Annotated in this window: 43 protein-coding genes; 37 read left to right on the top strand and 6 right to left on the bottom strand. The window is 42.7% G+C overall.

Annotated elements, in window-relative coordinates:
• The first annotated feature begins 236 nt into the window (after positions 1-236).
• From bfd to PSE60_RS20410, 32 genes are all read left to right on the top strand, one after another.
• Positions 237-437, top strand: coding sequence for a bacterioferritin-associated ferredoxin (bfd, locus tag PSE60_RS20255; RefSeq protein ID WP_004907122.1), 201 nt, complete (start codon positions 237-239; stop codon positions 435-437).
• A 126-nt stretch (positions 438-563) separates the two neighbouring features.
• A complete protein-coding gene (gene bfr, locus PSE60_RS20260; protein ID WP_272666576.1) occupies positions 564-1,037 on the top strand; it encodes a bacterioferritin in 474 nt (157 codons plus the stop codon).
• Between the two features lie 348 nt (positions 1,038-1,385).
• Entirely contained in the window at positions 1,386-1,697 is a 312-nt protein-coding gene (gene rpsJ, locus PSE60_RS20265; RefSeq protein WP_001181005.1) for a 30S ribosomal protein S10, read from the top strand.
• Positions 1,698-1,729: 32 nt separating this feature from the next.
• A complete protein-coding gene (gene rplC, locus PSE60_RS20270; protein WP_004265414.1) occupies positions 1,730-2,359 on the top strand; it encodes a 50S ribosomal protein L3 in 630 nt (209 codons plus the stop codon).
• A 16-nt stretch (positions 2,360-2,375) separates the two neighbouring features.
• A complete protein-coding gene (gene rplD / locus PSE60_RS20275; protein ID WP_004265418.1) occupies positions 2,376-2,981 on the top strand; it encodes a 50S ribosomal protein L4 in 606 nt (201 codons plus the stop codon).
• Positions 2,978-3,280, top strand: coding sequence for a 50S ribosomal protein L23 (gene rplW / locus PSE60_RS20280; protein WP_004265420.1), 303 nt, complete (start codon positions 2,978-2,980; stop codon positions 3,278-3,280). The genes rplD and rplW overlap by 4 nt, the downstream gene beginning before the upstream one ends.
• A 19-nt stretch (positions 3,281-3,299) precedes the next feature.
• Positions 3,300-4,124 (top strand): 50S ribosomal protein L2, encoded by an 825-nt coding sequence (gene rplB, locus PSE60_RS20285; protein ID WP_004907128.1) that lies wholly within the window; start codon positions 3,300-3,302, stop codon positions 4,122-4,124.
• 14 nt (positions 4,125-4,138) lie between these two features.
• Positions 4,139-4,417, top strand: coding sequence for a 30S ribosomal protein S19 (gene rpsS, locus PSE60_RS20290; protein WP_004265426.1), 279 nt, complete (start codon positions 4,139-4,141; stop codon positions 4,415-4,417).
• A 15-nt stretch (positions 4,418-4,432) separates the two neighbouring features.
• Positions 4,433-4,765: a 50S ribosomal protein L22 gene (rplV, locus tag PSE60_RS20295; protein WP_004265430.1), complete on the top strand. Its 333-nt coding sequence runs from the start codon at positions 4,433-4,435 to the stop codon at positions 4,763-4,765.
• Between the two features lie 17 nt (positions 4,766-4,782).
• On the top strand, positions 4,783-5,484 hold the full coding sequence (gene rpsC, locus PSE60_RS20300) for a 30S ribosomal protein S3 (protein ID WP_004907131.1): 702 nt from the start codon (positions 4,783-4,785) through the stop codon (positions 5,482-5,484).
• Positions 5,485-5,496: 12 nt separating this feature from the next.
• Positions 5,497-5,907: a 50S ribosomal protein L16 gene (gene rplP, locus PSE60_RS20305; RefSeq protein ID WP_004265436.1), complete on the top strand. Its 411-nt coding sequence runs from the start codon at positions 5,497-5,499 to the stop codon at positions 5,905-5,907.
• Positions 5,907-6,098 (top strand): 50S ribosomal protein L29, encoded by a 192-nt coding sequence (gene rpmC / locus PSE60_RS20310; protein WP_004265442.1) that lies wholly within the window; start codon positions 5,907-5,909, stop codon positions 6,096-6,098. Before rplP ends, rpmC begins: the two co-directional genes overlap by 1 nt.
• Positions 6,098-6,352: a 30S ribosomal protein S17 gene (gene rpsQ, locus PSE60_RS20315; protein WP_004265446.1), complete on the top strand. Its 255-nt coding sequence runs from the start codon at positions 6,098-6,100 to the stop codon at positions 6,350-6,352. The genes rpmC and rpsQ overlap by 1 nt, the downstream gene beginning before the upstream one ends.
• A 175-nt stretch (positions 6,353-6,527) precedes the next feature.
• Positions 6,528-6,899: a 50S ribosomal protein L14 gene (gene rplN, locus PSE60_RS20320; RefSeq protein ID WP_004265449.1), complete on the top strand. Its 372-nt coding sequence runs from the start codon at positions 6,528-6,530 to the stop codon at positions 6,897-6,899.
• A gap of 11 nt (positions 6,900-6,910) precedes the next feature.
• A complete protein-coding gene (gene rplX / locus PSE60_RS20325) occupies positions 6,911-7,225 on the top strand; it encodes a 50S ribosomal protein L24 (RefSeq protein ID WP_004265452.1) in 315 nt (104 codons plus the stop codon).
• Between the two features lie 15 nt (positions 7,226-7,240).
• A complete protein-coding gene (gene rplE, locus PSE60_RS20330) occupies positions 7,241-7,780 on the top strand; it encodes a 50S ribosomal protein L5 (protein WP_004265455.1) in 540 nt (179 codons plus the stop codon).
• A 12-nt stretch (positions 7,781-7,792) separates the two neighbouring features.
• Entirely contained in the window at positions 7,793-8,098 is a 306-nt protein-coding gene (rpsN, locus tag PSE60_RS20335; RefSeq protein WP_004265458.1) for a 30S ribosomal protein S14, read from the top strand.
• A gap of 29 nt (positions 8,099-8,127) precedes the next feature.
• Positions 8,128-8,520 carry a 30S ribosomal protein S8 gene (rpsH, locus tag PSE60_RS20340; protein ID WP_004907134.1) on the top strand — a complete coding sequence of 131 codons (393 nt, stop codon included), beginning with the start codon at positions 8,128-8,130 and terminating at the stop codon, positions 8,518-8,520.
• Between the two features lie 14 nt (positions 8,521-8,534).
• Positions 8,535-9,068 (top strand): 50S ribosomal protein L6, encoded by a 534-nt coding sequence (rplF, locus tag PSE60_RS20345; RefSeq protein ID WP_004265464.1) that lies wholly within the window; start codon positions 8,535-8,537, stop codon positions 9,066-9,068.
• Positions 9,069-9,077: 9 nt separating this feature from the next.
• Entirely contained in the window at positions 9,078-9,431 is a 354-nt protein-coding gene (gene rplR / locus PSE60_RS20350) for a 50S ribosomal protein L18 (RefSeq protein ID WP_004907138.1), read from the top strand.
• Positions 9,432-9,445: 14 nt separating this feature from the next.
• Complete coding sequence (rpsE, locus tag PSE60_RS20355; protein ID WP_004265471.1) at positions 9,446-9,946, top strand: 30S ribosomal protein S5; 501 nt, start codon at positions 9,446-9,448, stop codon at positions 9,944-9,946.
• Between the two features lie 6 nt (positions 9,947-9,952).
• The gene (rpmD, locus tag PSE60_RS20360) at positions 9,953-10,132 is read left to right on the top strand and encodes a 50S ribosomal protein L30 (protein WP_004265475.1); all 180 of its coding nucleotides are present in this window, start codon (positions 9,953-9,955) and stop codon (positions 10,130-10,132) included.
• A gap of 3 nt (positions 10,133-10,135) precedes the next feature.
• Entirely contained in the window at positions 10,136-10,570 is a 435-nt protein-coding gene (gene rplO / locus PSE60_RS20365; RefSeq protein WP_004265478.1) for a 50S ribosomal protein L15, read from the top strand.
• 7 nt (positions 10,571-10,577) lie between these two features.
• Positions 10,578-11,903: a preprotein translocase subunit SecY gene (gene secY / locus PSE60_RS20370; protein ID WP_004265481.1), complete on the top strand. Its 1,326-nt coding sequence runs from the start codon at positions 10,578-10,580 to the stop codon at positions 11,901-11,903.
• Between the two features lie 46 nt (positions 11,904-11,949).
• Positions 11,950-12,066, top strand: a complete 117-nt coding sequence (gene rpmJ, locus PSE60_RS20375; protein ID WP_004265484.1) for a 50S ribosomal protein L36 — start codon at positions 11,950-11,952, stop codon at positions 12,064-12,066.
• Positions 12,067-12,211: 145 nt separating this feature from the next.
• Positions 12,212-12,568, top strand: a complete 357-nt coding sequence (gene rpsM / locus PSE60_RS20380) for a 30S ribosomal protein S13 (protein WP_004907144.1) — start codon at positions 12,212-12,214, stop codon at positions 12,566-12,568.
• A 16-nt stretch (positions 12,569-12,584) separates the two neighbouring features.
• Positions 12,585-12,974 carry a 30S ribosomal protein S11 gene (rpsK, locus tag PSE60_RS20385; RefSeq protein ID WP_002919257.1) on the top strand — a complete coding sequence of 130 codons (390 nt, stop codon included), beginning with the start codon at positions 12,585-12,587 and terminating at the stop codon, positions 12,972-12,974.
• A gap of 37 nt (positions 12,975-13,011) precedes the next feature.
• On the top strand, positions 13,012-13,632 hold the full coding sequence (gene rpsD / locus PSE60_RS20390; RefSeq protein WP_004907147.1) for a 30S ribosomal protein S4: 621 nt from the start codon (positions 13,012-13,014) through the stop codon (positions 13,630-13,632).
• A 25-nt stretch (positions 13,633-13,657) separates the two neighbouring features.
• A complete protein-coding gene (locus PSE60_RS20395; RefSeq protein WP_004265491.1) occupies positions 13,658-14,647 on the top strand; it encodes a DNA-directed RNA polymerase subunit alpha in 990 nt (329 codons plus the stop codon).
• Positions 14,648-14,684: 37 nt separating this feature from the next.
• On the top strand, positions 14,685-15,071 hold the full coding sequence (rplQ, locus tag PSE60_RS20400; protein WP_004907152.1) for a 50S ribosomal protein L17: 387 nt from the start codon (positions 14,685-14,687) through the stop codon (positions 15,069-15,071).
• Positions 15,072-15,214: 143 nt separating this feature from the next.
• Positions 15,215-15,631 carry a Zn(2+)-responsive transcriptional regulator gene (gene zntR, locus PSE60_RS20405; RefSeq protein WP_210838208.1) on the top strand — a complete coding sequence of 139 codons (417 nt, stop codon included), beginning with the start codon at positions 15,215-15,217 and terminating at the stop codon, positions 15,629-15,631.
• 33 nt (positions 15,632-15,664) lie between these two features.
• Positions 15,665-15,865 (top strand): alternative ribosome-rescue factor A, encoded by a 201-nt coding sequence (locus PSE60_RS20410; RefSeq protein WP_210838202.1) that lies wholly within the window; start codon positions 15,665-15,667, stop codon positions 15,863-15,865.
• Here the strand turns inward: PSE60_RS20410 and mscL are convergent, their stop codons facing one another.
• The 5 genes from mscL to def all read right to left on the bottom strand — a co-directional run bounded on the left by mscL (position 15,866) and on the right by def (position 20,646).
• Positions 15,866-16,276, bottom strand: coding sequence for a large-conductance mechanosensitive channel protein MscL (gene mscL / locus PSE60_RS20415; RefSeq protein WP_004907161.1), 411 nt, complete (start codon positions 16,274-16,276; stop codon positions 15,866-15,868).
• A gap of 106 nt (positions 16,277-16,382) precedes the next feature.
• Positions 16,383-17,759, bottom strand: coding sequence for a Trk system potassium transporter TrkA (gene trkA, locus PSE60_RS20420; RefSeq protein WP_115168139.1), 1,377 nt, complete (start codon positions 17,757-17,759; stop codon positions 16,383-16,385).
• A 36-nt stretch (positions 17,760-17,795) separates the two neighbouring features.
• The gene (gene rsmB / locus PSE60_RS20425; RefSeq protein WP_272666577.1) at positions 17,796-19,079 is read right to left on the bottom strand and encodes a 16S rRNA (cytosine(967)-C(5))-methyltransferase RsmB; all 1,284 of its coding nucleotides are present in this window, start codon (positions 19,077-19,079) and stop codon (positions 17,796-17,798) included.
• A 69-nt stretch (positions 19,080-19,148) separates the two neighbouring features.
• The gene (gene fmt, locus PSE60_RS20430) at positions 19,149-20,096 is read right to left on the bottom strand and encodes a methionyl-tRNA formyltransferase (protein ID WP_272666578.1); all 948 of its coding nucleotides are present in this window, start codon (positions 20,094-20,096) and stop codon (positions 19,149-19,151) included.
• A gap of 28 nt (positions 20,097-20,124) precedes the next feature.
• Positions 20,125-20,646: a peptide deformylase gene (gene def / locus PSE60_RS20435; RefSeq protein ID WP_004907170.1), complete on the bottom strand. Its 522-nt coding sequence runs from the start codon at positions 20,644-20,646 to the stop codon at positions 20,125-20,127.
• Positions 20,647-20,779: 133 nt separating this feature from the next.
• Here def and dprA point away from each other — a divergent pair, with 133 nt between their 5' ends.
• Genes dprA through PSE60_RS20460 form a run of 5 tightly spaced genes read left to right on the top strand, consistent with a single transcriptional unit; the run spans position 20,780 to position 24,083 of the window.
• On the top strand, positions 20,780-21,856 hold the full coding sequence (gene dprA / locus PSE60_RS20440) for a DNA-processing protein DprA (protein WP_272666579.1): 1,077 nt from the start codon (positions 20,780-20,782) through the stop codon (positions 21,854-21,856).
• Between the two features lie 24 nt (positions 21,857-21,880).
• Positions 21,881-22,420, top strand: a complete 540-nt coding sequence (locus PSE60_RS20445; protein WP_272666580.1) for a DNA topoisomerase family protein — start codon at positions 21,881-21,883, stop codon at positions 22,418-22,420.
• Between the two features lie 12 nt (positions 22,421-22,432).
• On the top strand, positions 22,433-23,002 hold the full coding sequence (tsaC, locus tag PSE60_RS20450; RefSeq protein WP_272666581.1) for an L-threonylcarbamoyladenylate synthase type 1 TsaC: 570 nt from the start codon (positions 22,433-22,435) through the stop codon (positions 23,000-23,002).
• A 5-nt stretch (positions 23,003-23,007) separates the two neighbouring features.
• Positions 23,008-23,826 carry a shikimate dehydrogenase gene (aroE, locus tag PSE60_RS20455; RefSeq protein WP_272666582.1) on the top strand — a complete coding sequence of 273 codons (819 nt, stop codon included), beginning with the start codon at positions 23,008-23,010 and terminating at the stop codon, positions 23,824-23,826.
• Positions 23,823-24,083: a DUF1488 domain-containing protein gene (locus PSE60_RS20460; protein ID WP_115168133.1), complete on the top strand. Its 261-nt coding sequence runs from the start codon at positions 23,823-23,825 to the stop codon at positions 24,081-24,083. The genes aroE and PSE60_RS20460 overlap by 4 nt, the downstream gene beginning before the upstream one ends.
• Here PSE60_RS20460 and PSE60_RS20465 read toward each other — a convergent pair.
• Positions 24,059-24,604 (bottom strand): gamma carbonic anhydrase family protein, encoded by a 546-nt coding sequence (locus tag PSE60_RS20465; protein WP_004907188.1) that lies wholly within the window; start codon positions 24,602-24,604, stop codon positions 24,059-24,061. The genes PSE60_RS20460 and PSE60_RS20465 overlap by 25 nt on opposite strands.
• Between the last annotated feature and the right edge of the window lie 208 nt (positions 24,605-24,812).

Consider the following 24,812-nt stretch of genomic DNA (forward strand, 5'->3'; position numbering starts at 1 on the left):
TTATTGCATAATACATAGCTTCATTTAGTTTTAAAGAAGGGCACCTTACTAGGTGCCCTTTTTATTGTCATAAACAAAATTACTTATCTTGTCCGTAATCTATTCTTTTGATTTAAATTGTTCGTGTAACAAACTTATTTGTAATAAATGACCTTTGTAAATCATTCTGAATGATAATTGAAATGCAAATCATTTTTATTTAAACTGTCTGTATGTGATTTATACAGGTAAGCACCATGTACATTTGTCTTTGTGAAGCGATTACTGATAAACAGATCAGAAATGCTGCAAGAAAGTATCAAGTAACCTCGCTGAAGGGGCTACGACAAATTTTGCCTGTAGGCTTAGAATGTGGGAAATGCATTAGGCAGACAAAGGCGATTTTATATGAAGAGCAAATGATTTTTGAGGATGCATGTGCCGCTGAGGTTGCATAGTATCTTATACCATTCAAATTATTCCCACCAAATTTATCACCTTTGGTTCAAATACATTGTGTAAAAATTACACTAACATCAATTTCAGTACTACACTTAAAAGACTGGAAGCGATGGAGGGTAGCAATGAAAGGCGATAAAAAAATGATAGCCCACCTAAATAAACTACTGGGCAATGAGTTAGTTGCAATCAACCAATATTTTTTACATGCACGTATGTTTAAAAATTGGGGATTCACACGTCTCAATGAGATGGAATATCACGAATCAATCGATGAAATGAAGCACGCGGACAAATATATAGAGCGAATTCTTTTTCTCGAAGGTATTCCTAACCTACAAGATCTTGGTAAGTTAAATATTGGTGAAGATGTTGAAGAAATGCTTAAGTCAGATTTGCAGCTTGAAATCGATGGGGCAAAAAACCTAAAAGAAGCTATTAAATACGCAGATTCGGTTCATGACTACGTCAGCCGAGACCTGATGATTGAAATTTTAGCAGATGAAGAAAACCATATTGATTGGATAGAAACGCAATTAGAACTAATTACTCGCTTAGGAATTCAAAACTATCTTCAAGCGCAAGTTAAAGAAGAGTAATTTAGTATTTCCATAGCTACTTGCTAAGTAAACTTGTAGTAAAAGCCTCCCAGTCACTTCATTTCCTAAGGCTGAGGGGCTTTTTGAAGAATCTCTTCAAAAAAAACGCACATATTTTCCTCGATTACTTGTGTTTCCCTATAATTTACGTATAATGCGCGGGCTTACTGATGAGTAAGCCCTATATTTTAGGACTGAAATCTCAGTATTGAGTCAACGATTTGTTGCTCATTTAGACAATACTTCCGATTTGGAAGTTACATCAAGAACGATTACACTCTCCCATCAATCGAAATGGGTACGAGGAGTAATCATTTACGTTTATAAAATAGTTGGAGCTCTGGTCTCATGCAGAACCAAAGAATCCGTATCCGCCTGAAAGCTTTTGATCATCGTTTAATCGATCAATCAACTGCGGAAATCGTAGAGACTGCTAAGCGCACTGGTGCGCAAGTTCGTGGTCCTATCCCGCTGCCGACACGTAAAGAGCGTTTTACCGTTCTGATTTCTCCGCACGTTAACAAAGATGCGCGTGATCAGTACGAAATTCGCACTCACAAGCGTCTGGTTGACATCGTTGAGCCAACCGAAAAGACCGTTGATGCTCTGATGCGTCTGGACCTGGCTGCCGGCGTTGACGTGCAGATCAGCCTGGGTTAATCAGGTCGTCGAACGATTGAGAGGTTGAAACAATGAAAGGTTTAGTCGGTAAGAAAGTCGGTATGACTCGTATCTTCACTGAAGATGGCGTTTCTATACCTGTAACTGTTATCGAAATTGAAAATAACCGTGTTACTCAGGTTAAAACTGCAGAAACTGACGGTTATAATGCAATTCAGGTTACTACCGGTAGCAAAAAAGCTAACCGTGTAACTAAGCCTGAAGCAGGTCATTTCGCTAAAGCTGGCGTCGAAGCTGGCCGTATCCTACGTGAATTCCGCATTGAAGACAGTGCAGAATACACAGTAGGTCAAAGCATTAGCGTTGAAATTTTCGCTGACGTTAAAAAAGTCGACGTTACTGGTACATCTAAAGGTAAAGGTTTTGCCGGCACAGTTAAGCGCTGGAATTTCCGTACTCAAGATGCTACTCACGGTAACTCCTTGTCTCACCGTGTTCCGGGTTCTATCGGTCAAAACCAGACTCCGGGCAAAGTGTTTAAAGGCAAGAAAATGGCAGGCCAACTGGGTAATGAACGTGTAACTGTTCAAAGCTTAGATGTAGTACGTGTTGACGCTGAGCGCAACCTGCTGCTGGTCAAAGGTGCTGTTCCAGGAGCAACTGGTAGCAACCTGATCGTAAAACCGGCTGTCAAGGCTTAACGTCGAGGAGATAGGAATGGAATTGGTAATGAAAGACGCGCAAAGCGCGCTGACTGTTTCCGAAACTACCTTCGGGCGTGATTTCAATGAAGCGCTTGTCCACCAAGTAGTTGTTGCGTATGCAGCTGGTGCTCGTCAAGGTACTCGTGCTCAGAAAACTCGTGCTGAAGTTTCTGGTTCAGGTAAAAAACCATGGCGTCAAAAAGGTACTGGCCGTGCACGTTCTGGTTCAGTAAAGAGCCCAATTTGGCGCTCTGGTGGTGTTAGCTTCGCAGCTAAACCACAGGACCACAGTCAAAAAGTTAATAAGAAGATGTACCGTGGTGCTTTAAAAAGCATCCTCTCTGAGTTGGTACGTCAAGATCGTCTGATCGTTGTCGAGAAGTTCTCTGTTGAAGCACCTAAAACTAAGTTGCTGGCACAGAAACTGAAAGATATGGCTCTGGAAGATGTTCTGATCATCACTGCTGAATTAGATGAAAATCTGTTTTTAGCAGCACGCAACCTGTATAAGGTTGACGTTCGTGATGCAGCAGGTATTGACCCAGTTAGCCTGATCGCCTTCGACAAAGTGGTTATGACTGCTGATGCTGTGAAGCAAGTTGAGGAGATGCTGGCATGATCCGTGAAGAACGTCTGCTGAAAGTACTGCGCGCGCCGCATGTATCTGAAAAAGCTTCTACAGCGATGGAAAAAAGCAATACCATCGTTCTCAAAGTTGCGAAAGACGCGACTAAAGCAGAAATCAAAGCTGCTGTACAGAAACTGTTTGAAGTCGAAGTTGAAGGTGTTAACACTTTGCTGGTTAAAGGCAAAACTAAACGCCACGGTCAGCGTTTCGGTCGTCGTAGCGACTGGAAAAAAGCTTACGTCACGCTGAAAGAAGGCCAAAATTTGGACTTCATTAGCGGTGCTGAGTAAGTCGGAGGAGTAAAGAACAATGGCAGTTGTTAAATGTAAACCTACGTCTCCGGGCCGTCGCCACGTAGTTAAAGTGGTTAACCCTGAGCTGCATAAGGGTAAGCCTTATGCTCCGCTGTTAGAAAAAAACAGCAAATCCGGTGGTCGTAACAACAATGGCCGTATCACTACCCGTCATATCGGTGGTGGCCATAAGCAGCATTATCGTTTAGTTGACTTTAAACGCAACAAAGATGGTATTCCTGCAGTTGTTGAACGTTTGGAATATGATCCAAATCGTTCTGCGAACATTGCACTGGTTCTATATAAAGACGGTGAACGTCGTTATATTCTTGCACCAAAAGGCTTGAAAGCTGGTGACCAGATTCAATCTGGTGTTGATTCAGCAATCAAAGCTGGTAATGCACTGCCGATGCGCAACATCCCTGTTGGTTCTACAGTTCATAATATCGAACTGAAACCAGGTAAAGGTGGACAGTTAGCGCGTTCAGCAGGTACTTACGCTCAAATCGTTGCTCGTGATGGCGCTTATGTTTCATTACGTTTACGTTCTGGTGAAATGCGTAAAGTTTTAGCTGATTGCCGTGCAACTCTTGGTGAAGTTGGTAACGCTGAACATATGTTACGTGTTCTCGGTAAAGCTGGTGCTAGCCGCTGGCGTGGTATTCGTCCTACCGTTCGCGGTACTGCGATGAACCCAGTTGACCATCCACATGGTGGTGGTGAAGGCCGTAACTTTGGTAAACACCCAGTAACACCATGGGGCGTTCAAACCAAAGGTAAGAAAACTCGTAGCAACAAGCGTACTGATCAATTCATCGTACGTCATCGTTCTAAAAAATAATTAGAGGATAAACCATGCCACGTTCTCTCAAGAAAGGTCCTTTTATTGACCTGCACTTGCTGAAGAAGGTAGAGAAAGCGGTGGAAAGCGGAGACAAGAAGCCTCTTAAGACTTGGTCCCGTCGTTCAACGATCTTTCCTAATATGATCGGATTGACCATCGCTGTCCATAATGGTCGTCAGCATGTTCCAGTTTTCGTAACCGACGAAATGGTTGGTCACAAACTGGGTGAATTCGCACCGACTCGCACTTATCGCGGCCACGCGGCAGATAAGAAAGCTAAGAAACGTTAAGGATAGGAGGAAGAGATGGAAACTTTAGCTATGCATCGCCACGCTCGTTCTTCTGCCCAGAAGGTTCGCTTAGTTGCCGACCTGATTCGCGGTAAGAAAGTGTCGCAAGCTCTGGAAATTCTGACCTACACCAACAAGAAAGCTGCTGGTTTAGTGAAGAAAGTACTTGAATCTGCAATTGCTAACGCAGAGCAAAACGATGGCGCTGACATTGATGACCTGAAAGTTGCGAAAATTTTCGTAGACGAAGGTCCAACCATGAAACGCATCATGCCGCGTGCGAAAGGCCGTGCAGATCGTATTCTTAAGCGCACCAGCCACATTACTGTGGTTGTGTCCGATCGCTGAGACTCTGGAGACTAGCAATGGGTCAGAAAGTACATCCTAATGGTATTCGCCTGGGTATTGTCAAACCTTGGAACTCTACTTGGTATGCGAACACCAATGAATTCGCTGACAACCTAGACAGCGATTTTAAAGTACGCCAGTACTTGAATAAAGAATTGGCAAAAGCGTCAATCTCTCGCATCGTTATCGAACGTCCTGCGAAAAGCATCCGTGTGACTATTCACACTGCTCGCCCAGGTATCGTTATCGGTAAGAAAGGTGAAGACGTCGAAAAACTGCGTAAAACAGTAGCGGATATCGCTGGTGTTCCTGCGCAAATCAATATCGCCGAAGTTCGTAAACCAGAACTAGACGCTAAATTAGTTGCTGACAGCATCTCTTCACAGCTGGAACGTCGTGTTATGTTCCGTCGTGCTATGAAGCGTGCAGTACAGAACGCAATGCGTCTGGGCGCTAAAGGTATTAAAGTTGAAGTCAGTGGCCGCTTAGGTGGTGCTGAAATCGCTCGTACCGAGTGGTATCGTGAAGGCCGTGTGCCACTGCACACATTACGTGCTGATATCGATTACAACACTTCAGAAGCGCACACCACTTACGGTGTTCTCGGCGTTAAGGTATGGATCTTCAAAGGTGAGATTCTGGGTGGTATGGCTGCTGTTGAACAAGCTGAGAAACCAGCTGCTCAACCTAAAAAGCAGCAGCGTAAAGGCCGCAAGTAAGGAGAGTCGCTGATGTTACAACCAAAGCGTACAAAATTCCGTAAGGTGCACAAAGGCCGCAACCGTGGTCTAGCGCAAGGTACGGATGTTAGCTTCGGCACTTTCGGTCTTAAAGCTGTTGGCCGTGGTCGTCTGACTGCACGTCAGATCGAAGCGGCACGTCGTGCTATGACCCGTGCTATTAAGCGTCAAGGTAAAATCTGGATCCGTGTGTTCCCAGACAAACCAATCACTGAGAAACCACTCGAAGTTCGTATGGGTAAAGGTAAAGGTAACGTAGAATATTGGGTTGCCTTAATCCAGCCTGGTAAAGTACTGTACGAAATGGACGGTGTGCCTGAAGAGCTGGCTCGTGAGGCATTCTCTCTGGCAGCAGCGAAACTGCCTATCAAAACCACCTTTGTAACTAAGACGGTGATGTAATGAAAGCACAAGAGCTGCGCGAAAAAAGCGTTGAAGAGCTGAATGCTGAACTTTTGAACCTGTTACGTGAACAATTTAATTTACGTATGCAGGCTGCAAGTGGTCAGCTGCAACAGTCTCATCTGTTGAAACAAGTGCGTCGCGATATCGCACGTGTGAAGACTTTACTGACTGAGAAGGCAGGTGCGTAATGAGCGATAAAATCCGTACTCTGCAAGGTCGTGTAGTTAGCGATAAAATGGAGAAATCTATTGTTGTTGCTATCGAGCGTATGGTGAAACACCCTCTGTATGGTAAATTCATCCGTCGTACGACTAAATTGCACGTACATGACGAGAACAATGAATGTGGAATCGGTGACGTGGTAGAAATCCGCCAAACTCGTCCACTGTCTAAGACTAAGTCTTGGGCCTTAGTTCGCGTTGTAGAAAAAGCTGTTCTGTAATAGAATAACTTTTCCTGATGAATAAACGGCTCTTTTTCATTGAGCCGTTTATTTTTTTCTGTCCAACACGATGATGTGGTGTTATAATGCCGCGCCCTCGTAGTATGGGTATATTTGAACGGCCTCTTCATAATGAGGTGGCTCAGTAGTAGTTGACATTTAGCGGAGCACTAAAATGATCCAAGAACAGACTATGCTGAACGTGGCCGACAACTCCGGTGCACGTCGCGTAATGTGTATCAAGGTTCTAGGTGGCTCGCACCGTCGCTATGCACATGTAGGCGACATCATTAAAATTACTGTTAAAGAAGCAATTCCACGCGGTAAAGTTAAAAAGGGTGATGTCCTGAAAGCGGTAGTGGTGCGCACCAAGAAGGGTGTACGTCGCCCTGACGGTTCTGTCATTCGCTTCGATGGTAATGCTTGTGTGTTATTAAACAATAACAGCGAGCAAGTAATCGGTACGCGTATTTTTGGGCCGGTAACTCGTGAACTTCGTAACGAGAAGTTTATGAAAATTATCTCTCTGGCACCTGAAGTACTCTAAGGAGCGAAACTATGGCAGCGAAAATCCGTCGTGATGACGAAGTTATCGTGCTAACTGGGAAAGACAAAGGTAAGCGCGGTAAAGTAAAGCAGGTTATTTCTTCTAGTAAAGTTATTGTTGAAGGTATCAATCTGGTTAAAAAACATCAGAAGCCTGTACCGGCTCTGAACCAACCAGGTGGCATCGTTGAAAAAGAAGCGGCTATTCAAGTTTCTAACGTTGCAATCTTTAACGCGGCAACTGGTAAGGCTGACCGTGTAGGCTTTAGATTCGAAGACGGCAAAAAAGTCCGTTTCTTCAAATCTAACAGTGAAACTATCAAGTAATTTTTGGAGTATACGATGGCGAAACTGCATGATTACTATAAAGACGAAGTAGTTAATAAACTCATGACTGAGTTTAGCTACACTTCTGTCATGCAAGTCCCTCGGGTCGAGAAGATCACCCTGAATATGGGTGTTGGTGAAGCGATTGCTGATAAAAAACTGCTGGATAACGCAGCAGCTGATTTAACAGCGATCTCAGGTCAAAAACCTTTGATCACCAAAGCACGCAAATCTGTTGCAGGCTTCAAAATCCGTCAGGGCTATCCAATCGGCTGTAAAGTAACCCTGCGTGGCGAACGCATGTGGGAGTTCCTTGAGCGTCTGATTTCTATTGCTGTACCACGTATTCGTGACTTCCGTGGCTTGTCCGCTAAGTCTTTCGATGGTCGCGGTAACTACAGCATGGGTGTTCGTGAACAAATCATCTTCCCTGAAATCGATTACGATAAAGTGGATCGCGTGCGTGGTTTAGATATTACTATCACCACTACTGCGAAATCAGATGACGAAGGTCGCGCACTGTTAGCAGCGTTCAACTTTCCGTTCCGCAAGTAAGGCAGGGTACTCATGGCTAAGAAATCTATGAAAGCGCGTGATGTTAAACGTGCTAAATTAGCTGAGAAATTCTTCGCAAAACGCGTAGAACTGAAAGCTATCATCTCTGATGTTAAAGCATCTGATGAAGATCGCTGGGACGCTGTTCTCAAGCTGCAAACACTGCCACGTGATTCAAGTCCTTCTCGTCAGCGTAACCGCTGCCGTCAAACAGGGCGTCCGCACGGTTTCCTGCGGAAGTTTGGTCTGAGCCGTATTAAAGTCCGTGAAGCCGCTATGCGCGGTGAAATCCCGGGCCTTAAAAAGGCAAGTTGGTAATTCCATTTGAATCACGGGAGTAAAGACAGATGAGCATGCAAGATCCCATCGCGGATATGCTGACCCGTATCCGTAACGGTCAGGCCGCGAACAAAGTTGCGGTCACCATGCCTTCCTCCAAGCTGAAAGTGGCAATTGCCAAAGTGCTGAAGGAAGAAGGTTATATTGAAGATTTTAAAATTGAAGGCGACATCAAGCCAGAATTGGAACTGACTTTACGTTATTTCCAAGGCAAGGCTGTTGTAGAAAGCATTCAGCGTGTAAGCCGCCCAAGTCTGCGCATCTATAAGAAAAAAGATGAGCTGCCACAAGTTATGGCTGGTTTAGGTATCGCTGTTGTTTCTACCTCTAAAGGTGTCATGACTGATCGTGCAGCTCGCCAAGCTGGTCTTGGTGGCGAGATTCTCTGCTACGTAGCTTAATTCGGGAGGAAAGAATGTCTCGTGTGGCAAAAGCACCCGTCGTCATTCCTGCCGGCGTAGAGGTAAAACTCAACGGTCAGGTTATTTCGATTAAGGGTAAAAACGGCGAGCTTACTCGTACTATCCATAATGCAGTTGAAGTTAAAAGCGAAGACAATCAACTGACTTTCGCACCACGCGAAGGTTTTGATGATGCATGGGCACAAGCGGGTACTACTCGTTCACTGTGCAATGCAATGGTTGTTGGTGTTACCGAAGGCTTCACTAAAAAGCTTCAACTGGTCGGTGTTGGTTACCGTGCAGCAATCAAAGGCAATGCAGTAAGCTTGTCTTTAGGTTTCTCGCATCCGGTTGAACACGCACTGCCAGCAGGCATTACTGCTGAATGCCCAACACAAACTGAAATCGTACTGAAAGGTGCGGATAAGCAAGTGATTGGTCAAGTTGCAGCAGAACTGCGTGCTTACCGTCGTCCTGAACCTTATAAAGGTAAAGGTGTTCGTTACGCCGATGAAATCGTGCGTACCAAAGAGGCTAAGAAGAAGTAAGGTAACACTATGGATAAGAAAGCAGCTCGTATCCGTCGTGCGACCCGCGCACGCCGTAAGATCCAAGAATTGGGTGCGACTCGCCTGGTGGTACATCGTACTCCACGCCATATTTATGCGCAGGTTATCGCACCAAACGGTTCTGAAACATTGGTTGCAGCTTCTACTACAGAAAAAGCTATCAATGAACAAGTTAAGTTTACTGGAAACAAAGACGCAGCAGCAATTGTTGGTAAATTAGTTGCTGAACGCGCACTGGAAAAAGGCATCACTGTTGTTGCTTTTGACCGTTCTGGTTTCCAATATCATGGTAGAGTCCAGGCACTGGCAGATGCTGCCCGTGAAGCTGGCCTTCAGTTCTAAGGTAGAGGTGTAAGATGGCTCACATCGAGAAACAAGCTGGCGAACTGCAGGAAAAGCTGATCGCGGTAAACCGCGTAGCAAAAACCGTTAAAGGTGGCCGTATTTTCAGCTTTACCGCACTGACTGTAGTTGGTGATGGTAACGGTCGCGTTGGTTTTGGCTACGGCAAAGCGCGCGAAGTTCCGGCAGCAATCCAGAAAGCGATGGAAAAAGCCCGTCGCAGTATGAAAACCGTTGCTCTAAACAACGGCACATTGTTCCACCCTGTGAAAGGTACACACACTGGTTCTCGTGTGTTTATGCAACCTGCTCACGAAGGTACCGGTATCATTGCCGGCGGTGCAATGCGTGCTGTTTTAGAAGTAGCTGGAGTTCGCAACGTACTGGCTAAAACCTATGGTTCCACAAACCCAATCAACGTGGTTCGTGCAACACTGGATGCTTTAGACAGCATGAAGTCTCCAGAAATGGTCGCAGCTAAGCGTGGAAAATCCGTCGAAGAAATTCTGGGGTAATCGGCTATGGCTAAGACTATTAAAATTACACAAGTTCGCAGTTCAATCGGTCGTCTGCCTAAGCATAAGGCAACACTGGTCGGTTTAGGTCTGCGTCGCATTGGTCATACAGTAGAGCGCGAGGATACTCCTGCTGTACGTGGTATGGTCAACTTGGTTTCCTACATGGTTAAAGTTGAGGAGTAAGAGATGCGTTTAAATACTCTGTCTCCGGCTGAAGGTGCCAAGCACGCGCCTAAACGCGTAGGTCGTGGTATCGGTTCTGGTCTGGGTAAAACCGGCGGCCGTGGTCACAAAGGTCAGAAATCTCGTTCTGGCGGTGGCGTACGTCGTGGTTTCGAAGGTGGCCAGATGCCTTTATATCGTCGTTTACCGAAATTCGGTTTCACTTCACGTAAAGCAATGATCACTGCAGAGATTCGTCTGTCTGATTTTGCTGCTGTTGAAGGCGATGTTATTGATCTGAACGCACTGAAAGCCGCGAACGTTGTTGGCATCCAGATTGAATATGCTAAAGTTATTCTGTCTGGCGAAGTGAACCGTGCAGTTACTGTACGTGGCCTTCGTGTTACTAAAGGTGCTCGCGCTGCAATCGAAGCTGCCGGCGGTAAAATTGAGGAATAAGTGACAGATGGCTAAACAACCAGGATTAGATTTTCAAAGTGCCAAGGGTGGAGCTGGCGAACTTAAACGCAGACTTTTGTTTGTAATTGGTGCGCTAATTGTTTTCCGAATTGGTTCTTTTATTCCAATCCCTGGTATTGATGCCACTGTGCTTGCCAAATTGCTCGAACAGCAACAAGGCACCATCATTGAAATGTTTAACATGTTCTCTGGTGGTGCTCTTAGCCGTGCTTCTATCTTTGCTTTGGGTATCATGCCGTATATTTCGGCATCGATCATTATCCAATTATTATCAGTGGTTAATCCACGATTAGCAGAGATCAAGAAGGAAGGAGAAGCAGGTCGTCGGAAGATAAGCCAATATACTCGCTGGGGTACTCTGGTATTAGCAATATTCCAATCTATTGGTATTGCAATGGGTCTACCGAATATGCCAGGGATGCAAGGGTTAGTCATTGATCCAGGCCTCCCGTTCTACTTTACGGCAGTTGTTAGCTTAGTCACAGGGACTATGTTCCTAATGTGGTTAGGTGAGCAGATAACTGAAAGAGGTATCGGTAACGGTATTTCTATCATTATCTTCGCTGGTATTGTTGCGGGATTACCGCCGGCTATTGGCCATACCATCGAGCAAGCTCGGCAAGGCGATCTGCACTTCCTCCTGTTGCTGTTGGTTGCGGTGTTAGTATTCGCGGTTACTTTCTTTGTTGTGTTTATGGAACGTGGTCAACGTCGTATCGTCGTTAATTACGCTAAACGTCAGCAAGGTCGCCGTGTTTACGCAGCACAAAGTACGCATTTACCGTTAAAAGTGAATATGGCGGGTGTAATTCCTGCAATTTTTGCTTCCAGTATCATACTATTCCCGGGTACAATAGCTTCTTGGTTTGGTGATGGAACTGGCTGGGACTGGCTGACTACAATTTCTATGTATTTGCAGCCTGGTCAACCGTTATATGTGTTACTTTATGCATCTGCGATCATCTTCTTCTGTTTCTTCTATACGGCGTTGGTTTTCAACCCAAGAGAAACAGCAGATAACCTGAAGAAGTCCGGTGCATTTGTACCAGGAATTCGTCCGGGAGAGCAAACGGCCAAGTACATTGATAAGGTAATGACTCGCTTAACATTAGTTGGTGCATTATATATTACCTTCATCTGCCTAATCCCGGAGTTCATGCGTGACGCAATGAAAGTACCTTTTTACTTTGGTGGTACTTCCCTCTTAATCGTGGTTGTCGTTATCATGGACTTTATGGCTCAAGTGCAAACTCTGATGATGTCAAGTCAGTATGAGTCTGCATTGAAGAAAGCAAACCTGAAAGGTAAGTAATCACTTAGTGTGATTATGGTTTGCTTAGAAGTTACGGAGAGTAAAAATGAAAGTTCGTGCTTCCGTCAAGAAATTATGCCGTAACTGCAAAATTATCCGTCGCAATGGTAGCGTTCGTGTAATTTGTAGTGTTGAACCAAGACATAAACAACGTCAAGGTTAAGAAAAAGCATTTTTTTCTTGCAAAGTTGGGTTGAGCTGGCTAAATTAGCCAGCCAATCTTTTTTATCTAAGATACATTATTGTTTGAGTATCCTGAAAACGGGCTTTTCAGCACAGTAATGTATATTTTAACTTAGGAGTGCATAGTGGCCCGTATAGCAGGCATTAACATTCCTGATCATAAACATACTGTAATCGCTTTAACATCGATTTTCGGTATCGGTAAGACCCGTTCACAGGCTATCTGTGAAGCAACAGGTATTGCTGAAAATGTTAAGATCAGTGAGCTGTCTGAAGAACAAATCGACAAGCTGCGTGACGAAGTTGCTAAATACGTTGTAGAAGGTGACTTACGTCGTGAAATTACCCTGAGCATCAAGCGTCTGATGGACCTTGGATGTTACCGTGGTTTACGTCATCGTCGTGGTCTTCCTGTGCGCGGACAGCGTACTAAGACTAACGCTCGTACCCGTAAGGGTCCGCGTAAGCCGATCAAGAAATAAGTCGGGGTATTGAATAATGGCAAAAGCACCAATTCGTGCACGTAAGCGTGTAAGAAAACAAGTCTCAGACGGTGTGGCTCATATCCATGCTTCTTTCAACAACACAATCGTTACTATTACTGACCGTCAAGGTAACGCATTAGGTTGGGCAACTGCCGGTGGTTCCGGTTTCCGTGGTTCTCGCAAATCTACTCCGTTCGCAGCTCAGGTTGCAGCAGAGCGTTGCGCAGAAGCTGTGAAAGAATACGGAATCAAAAACCTGGAAGTTATGGTTAAGGGACCGGGTCCGGGTCGCGAATCAACAATTCGTGCTCTGAACGCCGCTGGTTTTCGCATCACTAATATTACTGATGTGACTCCTATCCCTCATAACGGTTGTCGCCCACCGAAAAAACGTCGCGTTTAATACGTTTCGTTTTTTTTAGGACTGTTGGAGAAAGAAAATGGCTAGATATTTGGGTCCTAAGCTCAAGCTGAGCCGTCGCGAAGGAACAGACCTCTTTCTGAAGTCTGGTGTTCGCGCGATTGACACCAAGTGTAAATTAGAACAGGCTCCAGGCCAGCACGGTGCGCGTAAACCGCGTCTGTCTGACTATGGTGTCCAGTTACGTGAAAAACAAAAAGTTCGTCGTATGTTCGGTGTTCTGGAACGTCAATTCCGTAACTATTACAAAGAAGCAACACGCCTGAAAGGTAACACAGGTGAAAACCTGCTGACTTTGCTGGAAGGTCGTCTTGATAACGTCGTTTACCGTATGGGCTTTGGCGCAACTCGCGCAGAAGCACGTCAAATGGTTAGCCACAAAGCTATCATGGTAAATGGTCGCGTAGTTAATATCGCTTCTTATCAGGTTTCCCCGAATGACGTTATCAGCGTTCGTGAGAAAGCTAAAAAACAGTCTCGTATTAAGGCTGCTTTAGAGCTGGCTGAACAGCGTGAGAAGCCAACTTGGCTGGAAGTTGATGCTGCTAAAATGGAAGGTGTGTTCAAACGTATTCCTGAACGTACTGACTTGTCTGCGGACATTAACGAACACCTGATCGTCGAGCTTTACTCCAAGTAAAGCTTAGCACCAAAGAGAGGACACAATGCAGGGTTCTGTGACAGAGTTTCTAAAACCGCGCCTGGTAGATATCGAGCAAGTGAGTTCGACGCACGCTAAGGTGACCCTTGAGCCTTTAGAGCGTGGCTTTGGCCATACTCTTGGTAACGCACTGCGCCGTATTCTGCTTTCGTCTATGCCGGGTTGTGCGGTGACAGAGGTTGAAATTGATGGTGTACTGCATGAGTACAGCACCAAAGAAGGTGTACAGGAAGATATCCTGGAGATTCTCCTCAACCTGAAAGGGCTGGCGGTAAAAGTTCAGGGGAAAGATGAAGTTATTTTAACCTTGAATAAATCTGGCATTGGCCCTGTGACTGCAGCCGACATCATCCATGATGGTGATGTCGAAATCGTCAAGCCACAGCACATTATCTGCCACCTGACTGACGAAAGCGCATCTATTAATATGCGAATTAAAGTACAGCGTGGTCGTGGTTATGTGCCGGCTTCTGCCCGAGTTCATTCGGAAGAAGATGAGCGCCCAATCGGTCGTTTGTTAGTCGATGCTTGCTACAGCCCAGTAGAGCGTATAGCCTACAATGTTGAAGCAGCTCGTGTTGAGCAACGTACAGACTTGGATAAGTTAGTTATTGAAATGGAAACTAACGGTACAATCGATCCTGAAGAGGCGATTCGCCGTGCGGCAACCATTCTGGCTGAACAACTTGAAGCTTTTGTTGACTTACGTGATGTACGTCAGCCTGAAGTTAAAGAAGAAAAACCAGAATTCGATCCTATCTTATTGCGCCCAGTTGACGATCTGGAATTGACTGTCCGCTCTGCTAACTGCCTCAAAGCAGAAGCTATCCACTACATCGGTGATCTGGTACAGCGTACAGAAGTTGAGTTGCTTAAAACGCCTAACCTTGGTAAGAAATCTCTTACTGAAATTAAGGACGTCTTGGCATCTCGTGGTCTTTCTCTGGGCATGCGCTTAGAAAATTGGCCACCAGCAAGTATTGCTGATGATTAAGATCACAGGTTAAGGTTTTACTGAGAAGGATAAGGTCATGCGCCATCGTAAGAGTGGTCGTCAATTGAACCGCAACAGCAGCCACCGCCAAGCTATGTTCCGTAACATGGCAGGTTCTTTAGTTCGTCATGAAATCATCAAGACGACTCTGCCTAAAGCGAAAGAACTGCGTCGCGTCGTTGAGCCGCTGATTACTCTTGCCAAGACCGACAGCGTAGCTAATCGTCGTCTGGCATTCGCACGTACTCGTGATAACGAGATCGTTGCAAAATTATTTAATGAACTGGGACCTCGTTTCGCAGCTCGTGCAGGTGGTTACACTCGTATTCTTAAGTGTGGCTACCGTACAGGTGACAACGCTCCGATGGCTTACATCGAGCTTGTTGACCGTGCTGTTGAGTCTCAAGAAGCAGCTGCAGAGTAATCTGTCGTCGCTTTCAGGAAAACCGGGTATATTTGCCCGGTTTTTTTGTACCTGCTATTCTTAACTTATTCAAAGATAATTTCTGCCCTCTTGAATTTTCTGTTACTAACCCTTATTTATTCGCTGAGGTGATATTCATGAGTATGTATAAAATCGGTGAAATTGCTAGGTTGGCTGATGTAACTCCAGACACAATTCGTTTTTATGAAAAACAAGGTTTGATGGGACACAAAGAAAGAACTGAAGGTGGGTATCGGTTATTTACTGAGCATGATCTGCAGCGTTTGCGTTTTATTCGTTATGCAAAACAGTTAGGCTTTACTTTAGAAGCTATTACTGAGCTACTCTCAATACGGGTTGATCCTGAACATCATACTTGTCAGGAATCTAAACAGATTGTAGATCTTAGATTACTTGAAGTCGAAAAAAAGATACAAGAGCTTATTATTATGCGCGATTCGTTGAAGATGTTAAGTTCAGTATGTTGTGGTGAAGAACATGCGACAACGTATTGCTCTATTATGGAAATATTAGAAAAAGGCGCATCTAAAGTTTATTAATTATATAATTAGCTAACTATATGAAGGTATATTATGAGTAAATATCAACATAAACGTGGTGAGATTAAAGATAATGCGATTGAAGCATTACTCCATGACCCACTATTTCGCCAGAGAGTTGAGAAAAATAAAAAAGGAAAAGGCAGCTATACAAGGAAAGGTAAGAATAATAAGGCGAGTAACTGGGAGGCCAGTGGTAATAGGTTTATTTACTTATTACCACTGGCCTTTTAGTTATTTTTTATTTTGTTCTTTCAAAAGATCACGAATTTCTGATAATAGAACTTCTTCTTTAGAAGGTGGCGCAGGCTCTGCTGGTGCGGCTTCTTTTTCGCGGCGAACTTTATTCATAACTTTAATTGCCATAAAGATAGCAAAGGCAACAATAACAAAGTCAAAAACAGTTTGTATAAACATACCATAATTTAGTACAACTGCTGGTAAATCACCCTGTGCTTCTTTCAGCACGATGCTGAATGATTTAAAATCAACACCACCGATTAGTAACCCTAGCGGAGGCATGATGACATCAGCAACTAATGAAGATACAATTTTACCAAATGCGGCACCAATAATAATACCGACTGCCATATCCACTACATTACCTTTCATGGCAAATTCGCGGAAATCTTTTAAAAAGCTCATTAGACGACCCCTTAATAAATAACTCAATTGAAACAAAACATGTATTAGGTTAACAAATTATAGTCGCTAGAATTATTAAGCTGCAAATATTTACTATTTTTATTTTTTATAAGAAGAATGGACTCGGTTGAAATAATTTTTCAACTTCGGGTACATACTTTTTATCTGTAATAAACATAATGACATGGTCACCTTGTTCAATAATATGGTAATCACTAGCTATAATGACTTCTTCTTCTCGGACAATCGCACCAATAATAGTTCCTGGAGGAAGTTTAATTTCAGATATTTTTTTACCAACAACTTTTGACGTATTTTCATCACCGTGTGCAATTGCCTCAATGGCTTCCGCAACACCTCTTCTTAAAGATGAGACATTGACTATATCTGCTTTTCTGACATGGCTTAGTAAAGCAGAAATAGTTGCTTGCTGAGGTGAAATAGCAATGTCAATGACCCCACCTTGAACAAGTTCAACGTATGCAGAGCGTTGTATAAGCACCATTGCTTTTTTAGCACCCATTTTTTTAGCTAACATAGCAGACATAATATTAGCTTCATCATCATTTGTTAGGGCAATAAAAACATCCATTTGCTCTATGTGCTCTTCAGTGAGTAACTCTTGGTCGGATGCATCTCCATAAAACACAATTGTATCATGCAGTAGCTCAGCAAGTTCTGTTGCACGCTTCTGGTTGCGTTCAATAAGTTTCACGCTGTAATCTTTTTCTAGCCGTCTTGCTAGACCAGCTCCAACGTTGCCACCACCAACTATCATCAAACGTTTGTATGGTTTTTCTAACCTTTGCAACTCACTCATTACGGCTCGGATATGTTGTGTAGAAGCAACAAAAAAAACTTCGTCTCCCGCTTCAATGATTGTTGAGCCTTGCGGCCGGATAGGCCTATCTTGGCGGAAAATAGCGACAACGCGAGTATCAATATGTGGCATATGTTCGCGTAAACTCGATAATGCATTACCCACAAGTGAACCGCCGTAATAAGCTTTTACAGCAACAATACTGACTTTACCTTCTGCAAAGTTTACAACTTGAAGAGCGCCAGGGTATTGAATTAATTTATAGATATAATCGATAACTAATTGTTCAGGCGATATTAAGTAGTCAATTGGGATTTGTTCAGGTAGGAACAGTTTGTCGGATTCACGGATATATTCAGTTGCCCTGATACGCGCTATTTTATTTGGGGTATTGAATAGGCTATAGGCAATCTGGCAAGCAATCATGTTAGTTTCATCGGAATTGGTCACTGCTACTAACATATCCGCATCTTCTGCACCTGCATCTCGAAGCACTCTAGGGTGAGAACCATGGCCATTTACCACTCGTAGATCGAATTGATCCTGTAACTGACGTAAGCGATCAGCATCGGTATCGACGACGGTAATATCATTGTTCTCATCAACTAAATTTTCAGCAAGCGTGCCGCCAACTTGCCCAGCACCTAGAATAATGATCTTCATTACATATTCCTATATCAGAGACCTGGCTACAATTTCCTACACTTTTTTAATTAAGCGAGCATAAAAGAAACCATCACCACCATTAGTATTCGGTAATATTTGTAATCCAGCATCAGTACCGTCATTAAGACAGGCGTCATTATGTTTAGATAGGAAATTTTGTATTTGTTTTCCGTTTTCTTCGGGCATAATTGAACAAGTCGCATAGACCAGTGTGCCGCCCGGTTTTAAATAAGGCCAGATAGCTTCGAGAATTTGAGTTTGTAGTTGTGCTAATTCATTTATGTCTGAATCACGACGTAGCCATTTAATGTCAGGATGACGTCGAATAACGCCTGTTGCGGAACAAGGAGCATCAAGCAAAATACGATCAAATTGCTGACCTTGAGCCCATGTTTCAGGCTGTGTTCCGTCTCCTTGTATAACAACGGCATGTTGCTTTAGGCGAATTAAATTTTCTTTCACTCTTTTAAGGCGCGATTCATCAATGTCTACAGCAATAACATTGGCCTTAGGGGCTAATTCTAAAATATGGGTTGTTTTTCCACCTGGTGCTGCACATAAATCTAAAATACTATCCCCATTTTGCGGTTCGAGTAATTCAGCACAGCCTTGCGCTGAAACATCTTGTACTGTCGACCAACCATCCTCAAAGCCTGGAAGATGAGAAACTGCTGTAGGTTCATCTAAGCGGATAGCATTTGGATGTGAAGAGTGCAAATGTGCGGTTATCTCAGATTGCTCTAATAAGTTGAGATATTGTGCAGCGGTGTGATGCTGGGAGTTTACTCTTAACCACATAGGTGGGCGTTGGTTATTTGCTTCAATAATAGATTGCCAATCATCTGGATAGGCTGCTTGTAGGCGCTTTAATAACCAGCTTGGATGTAAATATTGGCTAGTGTTGTTAGCAATTCTTTCTTCTAATTGTCCTTGTTGACGCTGAAATGAACGCAACACGCCATTAATAAGCCCTTTTAATTGGGGTTTTTTCAGTGCTACTGCTCCATTTACTGTTTCTGCTAATGCAGCATGAGGTGGAATGCGAGTATAAAGTAGCTGATAGATACCTACCATAATTAAGTAATGCAGGGTTCTTTGTTTACCCGTTAATGGTTTTTCCATTAGCTGACTAATAAACCATTCAAGCTTAGGTAAATAACGTAAAACGCCAAAGCAAATTTCTTGTAATAAAGCTTTATCTTTATCATTGATATTGCGTTGTAAGTCAGGTAATACAGTGCTTAGTGATTGCCCGTTATCAAGGACTTGATTAATTGCTGTTGCCGCGATACTACGCAAATTATATGTGTTTTTCATATGGTGAAGATGAATATATTAGTGACTGAAATAAAACTGCCTGAAGGCATCAGGCAGTTTACAAGTTCGTTATGCTAGAATTTGCTCTGGAGTAAACCATTCGCGACGAGAGTTTAGGATATCTTGTGCACTCATTGCTTTTTTGCCAGGCGGTTGTAGCTGAGTAATATTTAGTATGCCATTTCCTGTGGCGATACATATACCTTTTTTATCAGCGCTAATAATTGTTCCTGGTTGCTTGTCATGTTCGTCTGTGAATACTTCAGCTTGCCAAACTTTAATGAGTTGATCTTCAACCATGAAATAACTCATTGGCCAAGGATTGAAAGCACGAATACAACGCTCAATATGTACAGCATCATCTTGCCAGTTGATGCGAGCTTCCTCTTTCGATAATTTTTCAGCATAATTTGCTAATGAATCGTCTTGTTTCTCAGCAACGCATTGACCTGCGGATAACATCTCAACAGTATGAATTAATGCTTCAGGGCCTGTTATTGCTAATTTATCATATAACGAGGCGCTCGTATCACTAGTGCTAATTGGACAAATTGCTTTGTAAAGCATGTCTCCAGTATCTAAACCTGCGTCCATTTGCATAATAGTCACACCCGTTTCAGTATCACCAGCCCAAATAGAACGTTGAATTGGTGCCGCTCCTCTCCAGCGAGGTAACAAAGAGCCGTGAACATTCAAGCAACCTAAGCGAGGGATATCAAGAACGGCTTGTGGTAAAATCAATCCATAAGCAACAACTATCATTAAGTCTGCATTTTGGTTTTTTATCCACTGCTGGTTTTCGCTATCTCTAAGAGATATTGGTTGAAAAACAGGGAGTTGGTTTTCTTCAGCGAGCACCTTGACAGGGCTTGGTGTTAATTTTTTACCTCTCCCTGCAGGTTTATCATGGCGGGTGAGAACGCCTACGATTTGGTGCCTGGTACCTAAGAGAGCAGCTAAGTGTTTGGCCGCAAAATCTGGTGTACCCGCAAAAATAATTTTCAATGGCTCTGACACGTTAATTTCCCTATTTATATTTAGCGAACTAGCTATTCTTGGCTTCTTTTGCTCTTAGTCTGTCTAGTTTTTCAACTTTCTGGCGGATACGCTGACGTTTTAATGGCGATAAATAGTCAACAAATAGCTTACCAACAAGGTGGTCCATTTCATGTTGGATACAAATAGCTAATAAACCATCAGCCTCTAGTTCAAAAGACTCGCCGTTATAATTTAGTGCACGAACTTTTACCTGCTCAGCACGAGGGACGAAGCCATGTTGTTCCGGAATAGACAAGCAACCTTCTTCGATACCTGTTTCCCCAGATTTATCTAACAATTCAGGGTTAATAAGAACTAAGCGCTCATCACGAGTTTCGGACACATCAATGACGATGATTCGCTGGTGGATATCGACTTGTGTCGCTGCAAGGCCAATACCTTCTTCTTCATACATGGTATCGAACATATCATCAACGATACGCTGTATAGAAGCATCAACTTTGTCTACTGGCTTAGCAATTGTGCGTAAGCGTTCGTCTGGATAATGTAATACGTTTAAGACTGACATAAATTTTTCGAGCGGTTTCCAAAATGTGAATGGGAATTAATGACTATTCTAGACATTTCTCTTTCATATTGACAGTATTGGTTATGATTTGTTCACTGAAGAACCTATTTGTTAATGAGTCAGGATGACAATAATGGATACCCAAGAAATTTGGTTAAGGATGTCTCAAGTTAAAAGGCTATTGCCCTTGAATGCAGTAAGAATAATTTATGAGCTAAAACAACTAAATAAAATTAGCTATCAGGCTTTACACCATCATGGTTTGAATGAAATACAGCAATTACAATTTATGAATGTCTCTATGCACCGGCTAGAAAAAGTACAAGCATGGCTTTCAAATAAACATCATCAAATGATTACTTACTGTGATTCCCATTACCCTTTTTTATTAAAGCAAATTTACAGTCCCCCTCTTTTATTATTTGCCGTGGGAAAAAGTGAATTATTGGTAGCGCCACAAATTGCTATCGTTGGCAGTCGTAGAGCAAGTGAATATGGCAGAATATGGACTAACCTGTTTGTAAAGAGTTTTGTTCACCATGGTATAACCATCACTAGTGGGCTTGCATTAGGTATCGACGGTATAAGCCATAAAGCAGCTCTAGATAATAGAGGTGAAACAATTGCGGTTTTAGGTAGCGGATTAGCAAATATTTACCCGCGTCAACATGCTGAATTAGCTGAAAAGATTAAAAATTATGGTGCGTTGATTTCAGAATATTGGCCGGATGTACCACCATTACCTAAGCAATTTCCCAAGAGAAACCGTATTATTAGTGGGTTAAGTAAAGCAGTTGTTGTCATTGAAGCTGGAATGAAAAGCGGATCATTAATAACTGCTAGATATGCATTAGAGCAAAACCGTGACTTATTTACATTGCCTGCTCCATTGGGTAATTCTGCATTCCATGGTAACCATTGGCTATTGCAGCAAGGAGCTTATCTATTAGCTGAACCTGAAGATGTATTGCAACATATTGGTGATGGGTTAAATTGGATACAAACAGAATTGCCTATAGAAAAGGTACCACTTGAGTTTAGTGTGGTAGAAAATAAAATTTTAGGTATGGTGGGGTACCAAGCGACACCAGTAGATGTCATTGCAGAACAGACCCAAATTCCTGTTACTCAAATAATTACCATATTAACTGAGATGGAAATCAATGGAGTAGTTAGCTCGGGGGCTGGTGGGTATACCAGAGTCACTTAGTTAAAAGCAACAGTAGAGAAAAACATGTCTAAACAACTGCCCTTCGATACAGAGAAAAATGAACATTGTCCAGAATGCGATTCCTTGCTTGTTATCCGCAATAGTTCACATGGGCCTTTTTTAGGTTGTTCAAGTTATCCACAATGTCATTATATGAGGCCTCTAAGACCTACAGTAGAAAGCCATATTATTAAAGTATTAAGTGGTCAACATTGTCCTAAATGTAGTCATGACTTAGTGCTGAAGCAAGGCCGATTTGGCATGTTTATTGGTTGTAGTAATTATCCTGAATGTGAACATATTGAGCTAATTGATAAGCCGGATGAAACTAAAATTTCTTGTCCGCAATGCCAAACAGGGAATTTATTACAGAGAAAATCGCGTTTTGGTAAGACTTTTTATGCTTGTGATAATTATCCTAACTGTCAGTTTATATTAAATAATAAGCCTATTACTGGTCAATGTAAGTATTGTGAATATCCATTACTTATGGAAAAAAGGGGGGGACAGGGAGTAAGATTATTTTGTGCCAGCAAACGCTGCGGTAAGCAACAAGAAGAATAATGAGTTAAAACTATGTCAAATATATCTACACCTGCAATTGAAAGTATCATAAGTTCATTACAACACGAGGAGGTTATTGCCTACCCAACAGAAGCCGTATTTGGTTTAGGCTGTGACCCAGATAGTGAAAAGGCAGTACATAAGTTATTAGAATTGAAGCAACGTCCTTGGGAAAAAGGATTAATTCTGATTGCTGATAGCTATGAACAATTAAAAGACTATATAGATGATGAGCAGCTAATGGAAGATCAGAAACAAGCGATGTTTGCAACATGGCCGGGGCCAGTAACATGGGTGATCCCTGCAAAAAAAACGACGCCAAAATGGTTGACTGGCCGGTTTGATACCATCGCAGTGAGGGTTACAGACCATGAATTAGTAAAAAGCTTATGCCATCATTATGGCAAACCTTTAGTGTCTACAAGTGCAAATTTAAGTGGTTTAGAGCCTTGTCGAACAACAGAAGAAGTCATTGCTCAATTTAAAGGAAGTGTTCCTGTCCTTGATGGAATAGTGGGTGGCCGCCAAAATCCTTCTGAAATAAGAGACGCAAAAACAGGGCAACTATATCGTAAAGGATAATATTGATGGAAATGTTTGCGGTTTTTGGCAATCCAATTCAACACAGTAAATCACCTGTTATACATAAAATGTTTGCAGAGCAAACAGGCATTTCACTGAGATATGAAAAAATCCTAGCACCAGTAGAGGGTTTCGAACAAAGCTTAATAGGTTTTTTTTCACAAGGTGGAAAGGGCGCAAACATTACATTGCCATTTAAGGAGCGCGCCTTTCAGGCTGTTTCTGAATTAACAGCGAGAGCTCAAACTTGTGGTGCAGTTAATACGGTCATGAAGCTTGATGATCATCGATTGCTGGGAGACAACACAGATGGAATGGGGCTTTTGTTAGATTTACAGCGTTTGAATTTTGTACATCCAAGTAGCCGAATATTAATAGTTGGTGCTGGTGGTGCAACACGTGGAGCATTATTGCCACTTTTAGAATATGGCTGTGATATCACTTTAACAAATAGAACCTTTTCTAAGGTAGTGCTATTAATTAACGAATTTTCAGCGCTAGGAAAAATATGTGGGAAGGAGATCTCGCAGATCGTATCTGCTGATTTTGATCTGATCATCAATGCGACTTCATCTGGTGTGAATGGAGAGGTTCCTGCAATTGATCCAAATGTATTTAGCCATCAAGTTGCATGTTATGACATGTTTTATCAATCGTCATTAACTCCTTTCCTTGAATTTGCGGCTCAACATCAAGTGACTAAGATAGCGGATGGTTTGGGTATGCTTGTAGGACAAGCCGCATTTTCTTTTAAGCTATGGCATGGCGTTCTTCCTGAAATTACACCTGTTCTATCTGCTTTATATAAGGAATTGAAAGGGTGAATCAGCAAATTCAATTTCCTGATAGAGAAGAGTGGGACGAGCTATCCAAGCAAGTACGTTTTCCTGTATTGATCAGCGGAATGCTTGCCGAATGTGCAATTCCTCAGTCATTGCTATTTCAACGCTATGGTAAAGAAGAAACACCTCTGAGGCTATTTCAGCAGTATCGATGGGATATAGAAGAAGAGTTTGAAGCCTTGATTGAACAAGGCTTCGATGGTGAAGACGGGCTTTACGTATTATCAGAAGCTAAATAGTTATTTTTCCATTCAACATAGTTATTCGCTGAATAACGTAAATGACCTAACTCAGCATCAGTCAATTTTCGGATGGCTTTTGCTGGGCTCCCTGTATATAAGTAACCGGACTCGAGCCTTTTTCCTTGAGTTACTAAACTGTTAGCTCCAATAATAACGTCATCTTCGACTATAGCCCCATCAATAACAATTGAGCCCATTCCAACCAGTACTCTATTCCCTATAGTGCAACCATGTAACATGACTTTATGACCAATGGTGACATCTTCTCCAATAATTAGCGGGTTCCCCTCAGGGTTACTGGCAGATTTATGCGTGACATGTAGTACTGAGCCATCTTGGATATTGGTGCGTGCGCCAATAGAGATATAGTTAACATCACCACGCAAAACACTGAGAGGCCAAATACTGACATCATCAGCTATGCGAACATCTCCAATTACAACAGAAGATGGGTCAATGAAAACGCGTGCATTAATTGAAGGATAAATACCTAAATAAGGGCGTAAAAGTGTGTTCATAGTGATAACCGTAAAAAGAAATAAAGGATAGCTGTTAAATAACTCGCTAATTCATTATGAATTTATGAGCCAGGTTGGCTGCTAAAGTTAGAATTATAGGCATGAAGTCGCTTCTTTTATAATCGTTATGCAGCGAAAAAGCACAAGGTGGCTATTTTATCCGCAAACGGAGTTTTTTTTTAAAAAAAAGGTTGTGTAATTCTGAAGG

Origin of the sequence: Providencia sp. PROV174, from assembly GCF_028480685.1 — a bacterium.
Lineage (GTDB): Bacteria > Pseudomonadota > Gammaproteobacteria > Enterobacterales > Enterobacteriaceae > Providencia > Providencia rettgeri.